Here is a 16,174-nt window from a genome sequence, read left to right on the forward strand (position 1 = left end):
GCGTTAACCCGGAGATTATGAAGACACATCCACAGTACGAACCCTGGCTGCAGGGCATGCTGATCATCGCGAAGCACTATCGGCTGGACTTTTCCGCGGAACATGTTCGGGTCACGATTAACCATGAAAGTCAGTCTCCGCGCCAGCTGGTGCTGGAGGAGATGGCGCGCCAGCTAGGGCTGGGGATGCGTGTAGTGGCGGCGGAAGCGGTCTCTCTCGATCCGTGGCGTTTACCGCTGCTGGCGGAATTCACCGGCGGACAAATCGCAGTGATTACCCGCATGGACAACGAAGGCAACGTCAGCCTGCAGTTTAGCGGAGACGGTGGCCTGGAGACGACGCTGACGCTGGAAGCGCTCGGGACACGGTTAAAAACCCTGCTGGTGCTGCGCCCGCTGGAGTCCACACCGGATGCCCGCGTGGACGATTACATTAAACCGTATGAGAAAAACTGGTTCTGGCAGCTGGCGCTGAAAGACTGGCGACGCTACAGCGACATTATGCTGGTGGCGCTGGTGGCTAACGTACTGGCTCTCTCTGGCATGGTCTTTTCCATGCAGGTGTACGACAGGGTCGTACCGTCGCAATCAGAAGCCACGCTGTGGGTGCTGTTTGGCGGCGTCATGATTGCCATTGTCTTCGAATTCGTCATGCGCATGCTGCGCGTGCATATATCTGACGTGGTGGGGAAACGCGCCGACCTGCGCATTTCAGAGCGTGTGTTTGCCCACGCGCTGCGGATTAAAAATGGCGCACGCTCCAAATCAACCGGTTCGTTTATTGCGCAGATCCGCGAGCTGGAGTCGGTGCGTGAACTCATCACCTCCACTACCATTGCGGCGATCTCCGATCTGCCGTTCTTCCTGCTGTTCGTCTTTATTCTGTGGATGATTGGCGGCCCGCTGGTGCTGGTGGTGCTTCTCGCCGTGCCGCTGTTGCTGATTCCGGGCCTGCTGGTGCAGCGTCCGCTGGGCAAACTCTCCAGCGAGGGGATGCGCGAATCTGCTATCCGTAACGCCACGCTGGTGGAGGCGGTGCAGGGCATTGAGGACATCAAGCTGATGCGCGCCGAGCAGCGTTTTCAGAACCAGTGGAATAACACCAACGATGTCGCCGCCAGCGTCGGCATGAAGCAGCGCTGGCTGACGGGCCTGCTGCTGACCTGGACCCAGGAAGTGCAGTCTATCGTCTATGCGGTAGTCCTGCTGGTGGGCTGTTATCTGGTGATCAGCGGGGATATGACCACCGGTGCGCTGGTAGGAACCTCGATTCTGGCGTCGCGCACCATCGCGCCGCTGTCGCAGATCTCAGGCGTGCTCTCCCGCTGGCAGTCGGCAAAAGTGGCCCGTAAGGGGCTGGACGACCTGATGCAGCGACCGATTGACGATCCGCAGCACGGGAAGAAGGTGCATAAAGCCCATCTGCGCGGCGACTACGTGCTGGAGGACGTCGGGTTTTACTACGATGAAGAAGAGAAACTCAGCGTGCTTAACATCAGCAAGCTACAGATCCGTGCCGGGGAGCGCGTGGCGGTGCTTGGCCGAAATGGCTCCGGCAAAAGCACGCTGCTGCAACTTCTGGCGGGCATGCAGGAGCCGCAGCAGGGCAGCATCCTGCTGGACGATATCGCGCTTAACCATCTGGACCCGGCCGATCTGCGTCGCGACATGCAGTTGCTCAGCCAGCAGGCGCGGCTGTTCTTTGGCTCCGTGCGGGACAATATCCTGATGGGTAATCCACTGGCGACTGACGAAGAAATTCATCAGGCGCTGGTGAACAGCGGCGCGCTGGAGTTTGTGCGCAAGCAGAAAATGGGGCTGAACACCCTTATCAATGAAGGCGGCACGGGGCTGTCCGGCGGGCAGCGTCAGGCGCTGCTGCTGGCGCGCGCGCTGATCACTTCTCCGACGATTCTGCTGCTGGATGAGCCTACCGCCTGGCTGGATGAAGTGAGCGAGAAGCAGTTTATTCAGCATCTTCACCAGTGGCTGGGCAAGCGCCGGACGCTGGTGGTGGCCACCCACCGCCTGCCAATTCTGGACCTGGTTGACCGCATCATTGTGCTGGAAAACGGCAAGGTGGTGATGGACGGCCCGCGCGACGCGATCCTGCATCAGCACGGTATGGCGACGCCAAAAGCCGCGCAGCGCACCGTGACCATGAAAGCGGCGGCGGTTGCTGAGGAGGGTGTGGCATGAATGATTTAACCCGTTTTAATAGCCGTCTGAAAGAGCCACGCCTGCCAAGGTCGTCGCTGGTGGCATGGGCGCTGTTCGCCCTGCTGGCGGTATTTATCGCCTGGGCGAGCCTGTTCGAGCTTGATGAAGTCACCACCGGCAGCGGCAAGGTGATTCCGTCTTCGCATGAGCAGGTGATTCAGTCCCTGGAAGGGGGCATTATTCACAGCCTGATGGTGCGCGAAGGCGACATTGTCGAACGCGGTCAGCAGCTTGCGCAGTTAGACCGGACAAAAACCGAGTCCAGCGTGCTGGAGAGTGAGTCCCGTCTGAATGCCGCGCTGGCAACGGCGGCGCGCCTGAAGGCCGAGGTCAACGACACGGCGCTGATTTTTCCCGAAGAACTGGATGACGACGTTGAACTGGTCAAACAAGAGACGGCGCTCTATCAGTCCCGTCGCGAAAGCCTGGAAAAAGGGCTGGCCGGCCTGCGTCAGGGGGCTGAACTGGTGCAGCGTGAACTGTCGTTAACCCGTCCGCTGGTGACCCAGGGGGCGGCCAGCAAGGTGGAGGTGTTACGTCTTGAGCGTCAAAAAAATGAGCTTGAGAATAAAATCACCGAGATGAAAAACCAGTATTACGTTCGCGCCCGTGAAGAACTGGCAAAAGCCAACGCGGAAATTGAAGCTCAGCGTTCGGTGATGAAAGGACGTGAGGATTCCCTGACCCGGCTGACCTTCAATGCGCCGGTGCGTGGCATCGTGAAGGATATTGACGTGACGACCGTGGGAGGCGTTATTCCGCCGAATGGCAAACTGATGAGCCTGGTGCCGCTGGACGATCAGATGGTGGTTGAGGCAAAAATCTCCCCGCGCGACGTGGCATTTATCCATCCCGGCCAGAAAGCGTTGGTAAAAGTGACGGCCTATGACTATTCCATTTACGGTGGGCTGGAAGGGGAAGTGACCATGATTTCACCGGATACTTTGCAGGATGAGGTGAAAAGGGATGTCTACTACTACCGCGTTTATATCCGCACCGACAGTAACCATTTGACCAATAAGCAAGGTAAGGAATTTCCGGTCTTTCCGGGGATGATTGCGACGGTGGATATCAAAACCGGCAGTAAAACCATTCTTGATTATCTGTTGAAGCCGCTCAACAAAGCGAAAGAAGCGCTGCGGGAGAGATAAGGGCAGGGCGTTCGGGGAACCGAACGCCATTTTTATTATACCGTTAATGTGACGTTGTTGGGGTGGCGTCGTTCTTTCGGTACCACGTTAATGTAATGGGTGACATACGCGAAATAGAGTCCGGCATAGTTTTCGACCAGTTCGAGAAAAGCCGGATACACCGACAGGCGGCCGTCACCGCGATCTTTCAGATATCCTGCCTCTTGCGCTGTTTTGATAATCCGGTTGACGTGGATCCGCGAAACAAAGAATTCTTTCGCGAGCGTGCTGGCAGAATAATCAATAACTGCACCATGAGCAGATTTGTTTTTTATGGCCTGCAGATAAAGATAAAGCATAATCATGCGTCCGCCATCTTTATCAATAAATAATCCTACCTCGGGTAACACTTTCCTGAAGGTTAATCCCCGGAAGAGATATTCCGCTGCGCGGCGGAAAAAATTATTTCTCAATGTGTCATTATCCAGCAGGTTTACATCAATATTAAACGTCGGATAAAGAATGCTGACGGGCAAAAATGCACCGGACATATAGCGTTTAAGTTCACTCAATCCTTTTTCGGTCGGGGCTATTCGTGTTTTACGACGGTCATCCGTACAGCGCCAGGTCCTGATGCGCCCCGTGGTTCTGAGAAGAGTAATGATCGCAATCACACTATTAGGGCTGGCTATTTTATAGCGGGAGCATAGCTCTTTAATCTCAGATACTGACTCGGCCTGATTGCCAAATATAAAACAACACATGGCGAGAATAATGTTGAACCGCGCTTCCTGAAGCATTGTCTTGTAGAACAAAGGTTGTTTTTTATAGATGGTGTCATTAATTGTGTAGTGCTCTAATATTGCCTCACCAAATCGTGGGTTGCTCTTTATAACATCCCGTCGATGTAGCAAGGCCCTGGATGAGATGTGATTATCCATAGCATTTTTCTCGTGTTTGATGAACCGATAGATGAAGTATCCAGTCTTCTTTTTCGGAATTTTCATTATACCTGAGAAACAGTGTTTTGCCGTCGTTATTTGAAAAGAAAGATATATTTACATTTGTCGACAGAAGAGAGAGTGATTAACGCAAAGATGTTCCGGTGCGGAACGTTGATAACAGTATCTTAACCTGATGGCGTACTGTAAAATTATTCTATACACCAGCTGTATTACATATTCCGTATTCATAATAAGAATGGCGATTTTGTGCCCAGGAGCAGGTTATGACCCACAAAATTTCTCACAGAAATGTTGCTCGCGACGATCGGCGGTTTGTCATCTCAACCTGCGGTTTTACCTTCCAGGGGTATGCTTTGCTCCTGAAAAAGTACGGCATAGACGCTTCGCATATCCACTTTGAGGGAGATGATGTCTGCCAACGGGATAGGGAAAATATCCTTAATAATCAACATGCGCACATTGTTGTGTTTCCGGGTAAAGGGATTGTCACTCTGCTGGAAAGTCTGACGCGGCTGGCATCCGTACTGAATGCATTGCCTGTTATCCGATGCGTGACCCTTTATAGTGATATACCTGACAGCTGGTTATATCGCACTCTGGGTAGCCTTTTACATAACAGCCATCAATTATCACTGATTCGGATCGCCAGCGTTTCTGATGTCATCAACTGCTTCCACACCCATAATAAGGGGTTTAAAGACCACTCGCGATTATTACGCGATCACTGTCTGGGGTATTCTCCGCAGGAAAATCTGAAATGGCTAACAAGAAGAGAAATTGACGTTTTATTAAATTTCTACCGCGGTATGTCCGTAAAAGATCTGTGCGAAAAGCTAGGGCTTTCTAATAAAACGGTTTATACCCATCGTAAGGAAGGTGTGCAGAAGTTACATTATATTAAACGATGGTTAAACGATCCGCATAATTTCAAAGCGGAAAGAAGTCACAAAAACCATCGTCTTAAAGCAGAATTCACGGATAAAGAAGCAGATATTTTTAATGCTCTGGTGAAAAGGGAGATCTTCCCGGCCTACCAGATCATTACCGATCGCGACAAAAAAGGGGTGGGCTTTGAGATACTGATCCGCTGGAATAAAAACGGCAAAATAGTCAAGCCAGCCTGTTTTCTTAATGACATTTCAAATCACGAGATATGGTTAAAAATAACGGCCCTGGTGATCCACGCTGCCGTGTCCGGGATTAATAAATATAATGGGAAATTCTATTTTTCAGTCAATATTCCGCCTCGTCTCGCTTCCGGGAAAGCGTTGCCGGAGATGGCCCGGAAAGCCATCGGCATGTTGCTCAAACCCCAGTGGGCGGAAAAGCTTGTCTTTGAATTTGCAGAAGATATCGATGTGACCAAAGACAAGAAGATCCCTGAAACCATGCGGCATCTGCGTAATACCGGGTGCAGACTGTTTCTGGATGACTGCTTCTCTAACCATCACACCATGTTTCCTGTCAGGCAGGTGCATTTTGACGGGTTGAAACTGGACCGCGACATCGTCGAGCATTTTGTGGCGAACGACAACGATTATAATCTGATTAAAGCGATTCAGATATACAGCGACATGACCGGAACGGACTGCATTGCTGAAGGGGTGGACAGTGAAGAGAAATTTGAAAAATTAGTCGAACTGGGCGTGAAAAACTTTCAGGGATATTATCTCTCACGGGCTGTGAAGGAGGAGGAATTAGATCGCATGGTAAGACAGTTTAGCTAAAAAATAAAGCCCCGAAGGGCCTTGATTATTTACGACCCAGTAGCAGGCCGAGAACAATACCGACGGCACCGGCGGCGATAAGGCCGGTTAGCGGGTTATTTCTGACCGCTTCTGTTACATCAGAAACCGCATCGCTGGCCTGCGCGGCATATTTTTTAGCCGCGCCTTTTACCTGGTGCTTTGGTGAATCGACGAATTCACCAAACTGCTGCTGTGCAGAACCTGCAATTTCATCGAGCTTATTTTTTGCTTTATCTTCAGCAAACTGGGTGTTTTTATCAGTACCGAAATCAGACATCTTTGCCTCCTTGTGTTGATAATTAAAGGATAGCCGCTCTTTGCAGATATGAGAGACGAAAGGTTAATTTCGGCACCTGGCAGGGCTGTTTTCGGATATATCTCTGTGCGAAAGGACTCGCACAGAGAGACGCTGTTATTCGGCAAAACTCAGCAGCGCGTCGCCATCAAGGCGATAGCGCACCCATTCAGACTGCGGCAGCGCGCCAATGCTCAGGTAAAAATCAATGGCGGGCTGGTTCCAGTCCAGAACGCTCCATTCCAGGCGACCACACTGCCGCTTTACCGCGAGTTGCGCGATATGTTTCAGTAACGCTCTTCCCGCGCCTTTACCGCGATACTCCGGGGAAACGTACAGGTCTTCCATATAGATCCCGTTGCGTCCGAGCCAGGTTGAATAGCTGGTGAAGAACACGGCATAGCCGATGATGTCGCCTTCATACTCAGCGATCAACGCTTCGGTGTTACTTCCCGCGCCAAAGAGCGTTTCACGGATCTCCTCTGGCGTGGTAACCACTTCTTCCGGCGCTTTTTCATAGACTGCCAGCTCATAGATCATGGCGTAAATGGCCGCGGCATCTTCGGGACGGGCCTGACGAAGGATAATGCTCATTGTTATTCCTGCTTTTTGTCTGTTTCGCGATTGATGGCGTTAAGCATACGGAGTATTGTCCGAAGAATTAAGTGCAATGAAATCAACAAATGATGAATATTATGCATCCGGCTTTACGACGTCTTGATTTAAACCTGTTGCCCGTTTTCGACGCGATTTACCGCCATCGTTCTATTCGTCTGGCAGCCGATGAGCTGGCGATGAGCACATCGGCACTGAGCCATGCGCTTTCGCGTCTGCGCGCGACGCTGAACGATCCGCTCTTTTTCAGGGAAGGGCATCGTATGTCCCCCAGCGTGTATGCTGCTCAACTCGCACCTTCCATCGCTTCCGCACTGTCATTCCTGAATCATGAGCTGACCCCGCAGCCGGAGTTTGACGCCCCCAGCAGTACCGAGAGCTTACACATTGCGATTACGGATTTTACCGCGCTTTGCGTTTTTCCGACCCTGATGCACTCCTTGCAGCATGCTGCCCCTGGTTTGCGTTTTGAATTGCGTTATTTGCCCCACAGCCCGGCGCTGACGGAGCTATTAGCCGGGGAAGTGGATCTGGCGCTCGGGTTCAGTACCTCGGAGGATATTCGTCATCCGGAACTGGAGGAGATAGGCTGGTTCGAAGATGAGTATGTGGTCATCAGTAACGCCAGCCGGACACGGCTGACGCTGGAGGATTATCTCGCGGCCCGACATCTGGTGGTCACGCCCTGGAATGAGAAACAAGGGGTTCTGGATCTGCGGCTTGAGCAGTTGGGCTATACCCGGCACATAGCGATCAAAACGCCGTCGATGCTCAGCGCCCCGTTTATCGTTGCACAAAGCGATCTGCTGATGGCGATCCCGCGGTTTGCGGCTGAGAAGCTGGTCGCGGCTGCGGATCTCAGGATATTTGCTTTACCGTTTTCAATCCGCGCGTTTGAAGTGAAAATTTACTCGCATAAACGCAGCGGCCAGCGGGGGGCGACCCGCTGGCTTAAGGAGGAGCTGCATAAACTGGCGCAGGCGGTAAGACGTTCAGCTGATGGCGGGGGAAGTCATCCGTCTTAATTTAACGGCAGATAGATATCCGTTTGCAGCGCATGTTCCGGCACCTCGTGGACAAAATTGAGGTAGTGGAAAAATACCGGTGCATCGCGCAGCGTTTCGCCGCTGTCTGGTAGCCAGTCGCGGAACATCGCCCATACCGTGTTGGAGATCGTATCCAGCGAGCCGGTGTGACGCCCGACAGCGTATCGTCCGCCTTTGATTTCACCATTGGCAACCCCGAACGCATTTTCTGGTACTGCCTCCGTAACGCTGCCACAAATATCGAAGCGAAAGGCATCGGCAGGTGTGGTTGCCGGGTCGTCCCAGGCGATGCCAAACGTGCTGCTTTCGCGTACTGGCGATAGCCCCGTGGCCTTACGCCAGGCGATAAATGTCGCCGCGCTGTCATTAACCCGATCCGGGCTGCCACGGTGTTGCAGCATGGCCACGTGAGTTTGGGGGAAATCAACAATCTTAACGTCCATCGATTTTTGCTCCTGAAAGGTCATTTTCGGTACGCGCTGGTGCCAGCTTAGCCAGTCCGGCTGCTGCCGGAACTGACGCGGGCTCTTTCCAAACGCGGTTTTGAAGGCGCGGCTGAACGATTCGGGGTTCTGGAAACCGGCATCGAGCGCAATATCAATCACCTTATCCTGCGGATTAAAGGCCAGTCGCCAGGAGGCTCGGCGCAGGCGTAGCCACTGGATATAGCGATACAGCGGCTGACCACTGAACGCCAGAAACTGACGATGAAAATGATAAGGTGAAGAGCTGGCTATCGCGCTGAGCTTTTCCAGCGTGAGCGGTTCATCCAGGTGGTGGGCAATATAGTCGCACACCCTATATAAGCGCTCACGGTATGCCGATTTGGCTGCATCGTTCATGACATCCTCCTGATGACCTACTTTGCCTGCGCGGTCGGGCAGGATCCTGACCGATCTTGCTTATCAGATTCATTATTGACGAAGTTTTTTCATGACAGTGCGATTATGGGGGGATTCCAGCAGCATAACATTGCACGGGAGCAATGACCCTCTCATCAAAGATACTCTGTTCAAAATGATGACTCGCAACGGTGACGGGAAAAATTTCCATTAAGCAAAAGGTTCGTCATGGCTATCTTTAACGAAGGCCATGATAACAAACGGCACAAAAGCGCTTGATTAGAAGCGAGAATGTGCTATTTGAGGGAATATTGCTTGCGTTGAGGTGTTAGTCACATATAACAAATGACAGAACAACTATTAGACATTGAAAATATAATATTTCCTTTGGTTAACAATTCCACCATGGCCGTTAAAATGTTATCTTAAATCCTCCTCATCATACGGACTAAAGGACTATCTATGTCTTGGCAAGGTGTACCGTTCAAACTTCTAAATGTAGGCGATGTTGAACAATTTTTTTTAAAAGTTTCGTCTCTTCCTAAAATAACTATCGATACGCCTACTGATTACAATCAACTCTGGTTAACGGTTGGTGCTACGTTCCTTGGTGGTATAATTCCAGCTTTGATCGCGTGGAGAACATTTCATGTAAACGCAGAAAACGTTAGAAAAGAAAGAGACGAGCAGCAGCGTTTCTTAAAGTCTGAAAGGGCAAAGCAGCAGCTATTTATGATGGGTGAGCGTGCCTCGCAATTTGCCTCATTGAAAGAAGAACGTGAAATACAAAAAACGCTTGCTCAAAAAACAATTAATGCTCAAGTAATCTCAACCAATAGGCAAAAATGGATTAATGATTTTCGTGATAATATCGCCGAATTTTGTTTATTAATATTCAGTCATTACGATGCCCGCTCAAGTTATCTGATTACTGAGCGTAAGTTACGGACAATAGCTGATATATATAAAGAAACTAATTATTCTGAGGATTTTAGAGTTCGTTATCAGGAGGCAAGTGACGAATTTTCACGTTGTCTGGAGAAATCGCAGTCAACTCATAATGCTATGGATAAAATGAAGTTTCTCATATTGCTAAGTATGAATCCACAAGAAAAAGAAACTCAAGAAATTAAACGATTGATTAATTTTTTAAAAACGTCGATTAATAAATTAATTATTGATGACGTTTCGGGGGGATTAGCCAATGTTAGAGAGGTTTATGCTGAATTATTAAACGGTTCGGAAGAATTAATGGGGGTAGTAGGGGGCATTCTAAAGAGAGAGTGGGAAAGAGTGAAGTTATGTGAATAAGACGTACGCACGTATGAGGGTTCAACGTGGGTTTAAAAATTTCGAGTAAATGCGTAATAACCCTATATAACTTACTGTTTACAGACAGTTGATTGTATTGATACCATACCCCCCTATAGTATCAGGAGGGCGTATGCCGCATTCACCCGAAGATAAAAAACGTATTCTTACTCGCGTCCGTCGCATTCGGGGCCAGGTCGATGCCCTTGAACGCGCGCTGGAGTCGGGCGATCCCTGTCTGGCTATCCTGCAGCAAATTGCCGCCGTGCGCGGTGCTGCCAATGGCCTGATGGGCGAAATGGTAGAAATTCATCTCAAAGATGAGCTGGTGACGGGAGAGACAACGCCGGATCAGCGAGCCGTGCGCATGGCAGAAGTCGGCCATTTGCTGCGCTCTTATCTAAAATAAACCCACACACCTGACAAAAAGGGAAGACCTATGAAATCTCGCGCTGCTGTTGCATTTGGCCCCGGCCAGCCGCTGAAAATCGTTGAAATCGACGTCGCACCACCGAAAAAAGGCGAAGTGCTGATCAAAATTACCCATACCGGCGTTTGCCATACCGATGCGTTCACGCTGTCCGGCGACGATCCGGAAGGTGTTTTCCCGGCGGTACTGGGACACGAAGGCGGCGGGATCGTTGTGGAGGTGGGCGAGGGCGTGACCAGCCTGAAGCCTGGCGATCACGTTATCCCGCTGTACACGGCGGAATGCGGCGAGTGTAAGTTCTGTAAATCCGGCAAGACCAACCTCTGCCAGGCCGTCCGCGCCACGCAGGGAAAAGGGCTGATGCCGGACGGGACGACCCGTTTCTCTTATAACGGCGAGCCGATTTACCACTACATGGGCACCAGCACCTTCAGCGAGTATACCGTTTGCGCGGAGATCTCTCTGGCGAAGGTGAACCCGCAGGCGCCGCTGGATAAAGTCTGCCTGCTGGGCTGCGGCGTGACGACCGGCATTGGCGCGGTCCATAACACGGCAAAAGTCAAAGAGGGGGATACCGTGGCGGTGTTCGGTCTCGGCGGCATTGGTCTGGCGGTGATTCAGGGCGCGGTGCAGGCGAAGGCCGGGCGTATTATTGCGGTCGATACTAACCCGGAGAAATTCAAACTGGCGGGTGAAATGGGCGCGACCGATTTCGTTAACCCGAAAGATCACGAAAAACCGATTCAGGATGTCATTGTTGAGATGACCGACGGCGGCGTGGACTTCAGCTTTGAGTGTATCGGCAACGTTAACGTCATGCGTTCCGCGCTGGAATGCTGCCACAAAGGCTGGGGCGAGAGCATCATTATTGGTGTGGCCGGCGCGGGTCAGGAGATTAAAACCCGTCCATTCCAGCTGGTCACCGGACGCGTGTGGCGCGGCTCCGCGTTTGGCGGCGTGAAGGGCCGTACCCAGCTTCCGGGGATGGTTGAAGATGCTATGGTCGGTAAGATTCAGCTCGATCCGTTCATTACTCACCGTTTGCCGCTAGAGCAGATCAACGAAGCGTTTGATCTGATGCACGACGGAAAATCTATCCGTACCGTTATTCATTTCGGCGACAAGTAACTCTTCTGCCAGCGGTTTTTAGCCGCTGGCATTTCTTTAATAATCTTCTCTAAAGTGTGACCAGTGCGGCGTTTTTAGCCGTAATCTAAATCTCTGCCGTGCCGATGACTATCTAACAGGCGTGTTTTTACGCATCTTACCTATAAGAGAGTCGACGGTCATGGACAACACTACTTCGATGCAGGCGCAGCGTAAGCTGGGCTTCTTGCATCACATCAGGCTGGTTCCGCTGTTTTCCTCCATTCTCGGTGGCATTATTTTGCTGTTTGCCTTGAGCTCGGGTCTGGCGGGATATTTCCTGCTGCAGGCCGATAAGGATCTGCAGGATGTCACATCTGAGATTCAGGTGCGTATGGGGCTGTCGAACAGCTCAAACCATCTGCGCACCGCGCGTATCAATCTGATCCACGCCGGCGCGGCAAGCCGTATCGCAGAGATGGATGCGATGAAGCAGAACATCAGCGAGGCGGAAACGCGTATCAAGCAGTCTCAGGATAGCTTTAACGCGTATATGAATCGCTCCGTGCGTACCGCTGAAGACGAAGCGCTGGATGCTGACCTGAAAGCGCGCTACGACGCCTATATCGCGGGCATGCAGCCGATGGTCAAATTTGCCAAAAACGGCATGTTCGAAGCGATCATCAACCACGAAAATGAAACCGCGCGCCCGCTGGATGACGCTTACAATGCCGTGCTGCTGAAGGCGATTAAGATCCGCACCGACCGTGCCAATGCGCTAACGGCGCAGGCGCACAGCCGCACGCAGCTGGGGCTGATGTTTATGGTGGGCGCGTTTGTGCTGGCGCTGGTATTGACCGCGATGACCTTCGTTGTGCTGCGCCGCACGGTCATTCATCCGCTACAGCGTGCTGCGAAACGTATCGAGAATATTGCAAAAGGTGACCTGACGATGCCGGACGATGTGGCCGGACGCAGCGAAATTGGCCGTCTGACGCGCGATCTGCAAACCATGCAGCACTCCCTCGAAACAACGGTTGGCACCGTGCGTCAGGGCGCGGAGGAGATCTATCGCGGAACCAGCGAGATTTCTGCCGGTAATACTGACCTCTCTTCGCGCACCGAGCAGCAGGCCGCGGCCATTGAGCAGACCGCCGCGAGCATGGAACAGTTAACCGCCACGGTGAAACAGAACGCTGATAACGCGCATCATGCCAGCAAGCTGGCGGAAGATGCCTCCGGAAAAGCCAGCCGTGGCGGCCAGATGGTCTCCGGCGTGGTCAAAACGATGGGCAACATCTCCAGCAGTTCGAAGAAGATCTCTGAGATTACCGCCGTGATTAACAGCATTGCTTTCCAGACCAATATTCTTGCACTGAACGCGGCGGTAGAAGCGGCGCGCGCGGGTGAACAGGGGCGTGGATTTGCGGTGGTAGCCAGTGAAGTGCGTACGCTGGCAAGCCGTAGCGCCAACGCGGCAAAAGAGATCGAAAGCCTGATCAATGAGTCGGTTTCCCTTATCGATCAGGGGTCGGGTGAGGTGGTGGCTGCGGGTAACACCATGAATGAAATCGTCGACGCGGTTAAGCGCGTGACCGACATCATGCTGGAAATTGCCGCCGCATCGGATGAGCAGAGCCGCGGTATTGTGCAGGTCAGCCAGGCGATTTCGGAGATGGATAAAGTGACCCAGCAGAACGCCTCGCTGGTGGAAGAAGCATCCGCAGCCGCGGCATCCCTGGAAGAACAGGGCGCTCGTCTGACCGAGGCGGTGGGGGCGTTTCGTTTAAGCGGCGCGAAGCCTGGCCGCGCGGTGACGTCTGTGCCAGTGGCGAAGAACACGCCGTTGCGCCCGGCGGCGACGGTTTCCGGAGATAACTGGGAGACGTTCTGAGTCGCCAGCAGTGTCGGGTGGCGCTTCGCTTACCCGACCTACAAAATCGACCTACAAAAAAAGGGACCCTTCGGTCCCTTTTTTACAGCTTATTTCTTATCAGGTAACGCGTATGCGATAACGTAATCACCGCGATCCGGTGACTGGCGAGCGCCCCCGGCGTTAATGATGATGTACTGTTTACCGGTTTTCGGTGAGACGTAAGTCATCGGGCCGGACTGGCTGCCAACCGGCAGTCGGTCTTTCCAGATCTCTTTTCCGGTGGCGGTATCAAACGCACGCAGGTAGAAATCCTGAGTACCGGCGAAGAACAGCAGGCCGGACTGGGTTGAGAGCGACGCGCCCAGCGTTGGCATCCCGATTGGGATAGGCATGTGCATGCGAATGCCCAGAGGACCGGTGTCTTCCACCGTACCGACAGGCACCTGCCACACCAGTTTGCCGGATTTCAGATCGACCGCGGACATGGTGCCGAACGGCGGTTTCTGGCACGGAATGCCAAGCGGTGACAGGAAACGTTCACGCATTGCGCCGAACGGCGTGCCGTCCATCGGGACGATGCCCATCTCAATGCCGCTGGCGTCTTTCGCCACGTTAGCGCGCGGCACCATGTAGTTTGCCAGTCCGAGGCGCATATCGTTGACGAACATCAGGCTGTTGTTCGGGTCAACCGAGACGCTGCCCCAGTTCATTCCGCCCAGCGAGCCAGGGAACTGCAGGGAACGGTCAAGACCCGGCGGGGTGAAGACGCCCTGATGACGCATCTCTTTAAACTGAATACGGCACAGCAGCAGGTCGACAGGCGTCGCGCCCCACATGTCGGATTCAGTCAGCGTCTGGTTGCCAATCATCGGCATGCCGACGGAATACGGCTGGGTGGGTGAGTAGCGTTCACCTTCAACGTTACCAGCCGGTACCGGACGCTCTTCTACCTTCGCGACCGGCTTACCGGTTTCGCGGTTGAGCATAAAGATCATGCCCTGCTTGCTGGTCTGCACCAGTACAGGCGTGGTGCCGCCTTTGCCGTCAGGCAGGTCATACAGCAGCGGCTGGGAAGGCAGGTCGAAGTCCCACAGATCGTGGTGGGTGGTCTGGAAATGCCAGCGCACCTGGCCGGTGGTGGCATCAACGGCGACGATAGAAGAGCTGTATTTATCGTCCAGCGCGGTACGCTCACCCGCCCAGAAATCCGGGGTGGCGTTGCCGGTTGGCAGATAAATCAGGTTCAGTTTGGCGTCGTAAGACATGGCCGACCAGACATTTGGCGTACCGCGGGTGTAGGTCTGTCCTTCCGGCGGCAGGCCGGTCAGGTTCGGATTACCCGGATCCCACGCCCAGGCCAGCTTACCGGTGTGAACGTCATACGCACGTACCACGCCCGGGGGTTCGCCGGTGGAGAAGTTATCCGCGACGCGACCGCCGACGACGACCACGTTCCCGGCGACCAGCGGCGTGGAGGTCTGCTGATAATATCCCGGCTTGATCTCACCCATACCGATGCTCAGATCCACGGTGCCGTGTTCGCCAAAATCTTCGCAGACCTTGCCGTTATCCGCATTGATGGCAATCAGGCGGGCATCGGTGGTCGGCAGGAACAGACGGCGAGGGCATGCGGCAGGCTGCGCGGTTTCCTGTGACGTTGTCACGTTCTGGTGGTCTTCAAAATAGCCCAGACCGCGGCAGCGCTGCCAGTTAGGCGCGGTGGCTTTAGAATCGTAGCGCCATTTTTCTTTCCCGGAGTCCACGTCCAGCGCCAGCACTTTACTGTACGGGGTACAAACGTACAGCGTATCGCCAATCTGTAAAGGCGTGTTCTGGTCTTCCGCGCCAGAGCCGTTGCTCTGTGGAATATCGCCGGTATGGGCAACCCAGGCGACTTTCAGTTCGCTGACGTTTTGCTTGTTAATTTGATCCAGTGCGGCGAAGCGGTCACCGTGTGTGGTGTTGCCCCAGTGCGCCCAGTTCTTTTGCTGCTCACCGGGTGCGACGGGTTTAACCGGAACGGGTTCATTCGCCGCCACGAGAGTCTGGGGCTTAAACATCCAGCCAAGGCTAACCAGCATCGCCACGGCCAGGACCGCCGCAACGCCAAAAGCAGGCGCCTTGTTGGGGAAATTGTGGTTTGCTCCACGCAGGTAAGGCCAGACGATGGCACAAAGGAAAGCCAGTACGGCGAAGGTAAACAGGCGGGAGAAGAGCGGCCAGAAATCCCAGCCCGTATCGCTTACCGCCCAGACCAGCGAGGCAATAAACGCGATGCTGTAAAGGACAATCCCGCTGGTGCGATTGAGGAAAATCAGGATCGCGGCAATCACCATTACCACGCCCATTATCAGGAAGTAACAACTTCCGCCCACGGTGGCGAGCTTAAACCCCAGCCCGCCGACGGCCAGACCGATGAGCAACATCAGTCCGGCAAGAAGCCACTGCAGGATACGCGGTATCCCACGTGGCGCGCTGCCAAATGCCATTTCTGTCTCCTTAGATCCCGCCGCTATGCCGGGTGTACCAGTTGGGTAATAAAATCGGCGGGAATAATGATTAACACGGGTGAATTCATCTTTATCAAAAGATTTACGAACCATTTGGTGAA

Annotated in this window: 13 protein-coding genes; 8 read left to right on the top strand and 5 right to left on the bottom strand. The window is 53.2% G+C overall.

Annotated elements, in window-relative coordinates:
* The first annotated feature begins 17 nt into the window (after positions 1-17).
* Positions 18-2,198: a type I secretion system permease/ATPase gene (locus ABFI50_RS19560; RefSeq protein WP_014883769.1), complete on the top strand. Its 2,181-nt coding sequence runs from the start codon at positions 18-20 to the stop codon at positions 2,196-2,198.
* On the top strand, positions 2,195-3,370 hold the full coding sequence (locus tag ABFI50_RS19565; protein ID WP_023330375.1) for an HlyD family type I secretion periplasmic adaptor subunit: 1,176 nt from the start codon (positions 2,195-2,197) through the stop codon (positions 3,368-3,370). Before ABFI50_RS19560 ends, ABFI50_RS19565 begins: the two co-directional genes overlap by 4 nt.
* A gap of 35 nt (positions 3,371-3,405) precedes the next feature.
* Here ABFI50_RS19565 and ABFI50_RS19570 read toward each other — a convergent pair whose 3' ends face one another.
* Positions 3,406-4,290, bottom strand: coding sequence for a hypothetical protein (locus ABFI50_RS19570; RefSeq protein ID WP_032629235.1), 885 nt, complete (start codon positions 4,288-4,290; stop codon positions 3,406-3,408).
* A 287-nt stretch (positions 4,291-4,577) separates the two neighbouring features.
* Between ABFI50_RS19570 and ABFI50_RS19575 the strand changes: the two genes are divergently transcribed.
* Positions 4,578-6,041: an EAL domain-containing protein gene (locus ABFI50_RS19575; protein ID WP_045268119.1), complete on the top strand. Its 1,464-nt coding sequence runs from the start codon at positions 4,578-4,580 to the stop codon at positions 6,039-6,041.
* Between the two features lie 25 nt (positions 6,042-6,066).
* Here the strand turns inward: ABFI50_RS19575 and ABFI50_RS19580 are convergent, their stop codons facing one another.
* Together ABFI50_RS19580 and ABFI50_RS19585 are read right to left on the bottom strand one after the other, a co-directional pair.
* The gene (locus tag ABFI50_RS19580) at positions 6,067-6,339 is read right to left on the bottom strand and encodes a CsbD family protein (protein WP_014883773.1); all 273 of its coding nucleotides are present in this window, start codon (positions 6,337-6,339) and stop codon (positions 6,067-6,069) included.
* A 135-nt stretch (positions 6,340-6,474) separates the two neighbouring features.
* Entirely contained in the window at positions 6,475-6,951 is a 477-nt protein-coding gene (locus ABFI50_RS19585; protein WP_045134059.1) for a GNAT family N-acetyltransferase, read from the bottom strand.
* An 89-nt stretch (positions 6,952-7,040) separates the two neighbouring features.
* Between ABFI50_RS19585 and ABFI50_RS19590 the strand changes: the two genes are divergently transcribed.
* A complete protein-coding gene (locus ABFI50_RS19590; protein ID WP_180261769.1) occupies positions 7,041-7,997 on the top strand; it encodes a LysR family transcriptional regulator in 957 nt (318 codons plus the stop codon).
* On the opposite strand, the gene ABFI50_RS19595 is transcribed toward ABFI50_RS19590, so the two are convergent.
* Positions 7,994-8,860, bottom strand: a complete 867-nt coding sequence (locus ABFI50_RS19595; RefSeq protein ID WP_014883776.1) for an AraC family transcriptional regulator — start codon at positions 8,858-8,860, stop codon at positions 7,994-7,996. The two genes, ABFI50_RS19590 and ABFI50_RS19595, sit on opposite strands and share 4 nt — an antisense overlap.
* A 462-nt stretch (positions 8,861-9,322) precedes the next feature.
* On the opposite strand from ABFI50_RS19595, the gene ABFI50_RS19600 reads away from it, so the two are divergent.
* The 4 genes from ABFI50_RS19600 to ABFI50_RS19615 all read left to right on the top strand — a co-directional run bounded on the left by ABFI50_RS19600 (position 9,323) and on the right by ABFI50_RS19615 (position 13,581).
* Complete coding sequence (locus ABFI50_RS19600) at positions 9,323-10,171, top strand: hypothetical protein (RefSeq protein ID WP_023337263.1); 849 nt, start codon at positions 9,323-9,325, stop codon at positions 10,169-10,171.
* A 133-nt stretch (positions 10,172-10,304) separates the two neighbouring features.
* Complete coding sequence (locus ABFI50_RS19605; protein ID WP_003857256.1) at positions 10,305-10,580, top strand: metal/formaldehyde-sensitive transcriptional repressor; 276 nt, start codon at positions 10,305-10,307, stop codon at positions 10,578-10,580.
* Between the two features lie 30 nt (positions 10,581-10,610).
* Positions 10,611-11,729, top strand: coding sequence for an S-(hydroxymethyl)glutathione dehydrogenase/class III alcohol dehydrogenase (locus ABFI50_RS19610; protein WP_014883778.1), 1,119 nt, complete (start codon positions 10,611-10,613; stop codon positions 11,727-11,729).
* Between the two features lie 160 nt (positions 11,730-11,889).
* Positions 11,890-13,581: a methyl-accepting chemotaxis protein gene (locus ABFI50_RS19615; RefSeq protein ID WP_096218143.1), complete on the top strand. Its 1,692-nt coding sequence runs from the start codon at positions 11,890-11,892 to the stop codon at positions 13,579-13,581.
* An 89-nt stretch (positions 13,582-13,670) separates the two neighbouring features.
* Here ABFI50_RS19615 and ABFI50_RS19620 read toward each other — a convergent pair whose 3' ends face one another.
* Positions 13,671-16,052 carry a glucose/quinate/shikimate family membrane-bound PQQ-dependent dehydrogenase gene (locus ABFI50_RS19620; RefSeq protein WP_347484862.1) on the bottom strand — a complete coding sequence of 794 codons (2,382 nt, stop codon included), beginning with the start codon at positions 16,050-16,052 and terminating at the stop codon, positions 13,671-13,673.
* Positions 16,053-16,174: the final 122 nt, after the last annotated feature.

Origin of the sequence: Enterobacter sp. HNDS-6 (assembly GCF_039850505.1) — a bacterium.
Lineage (GTDB): Bacteria > Pseudomonadota > Gammaproteobacteria > Enterobacterales > Enterobacteriaceae > Enterobacter > Enterobacter kobei.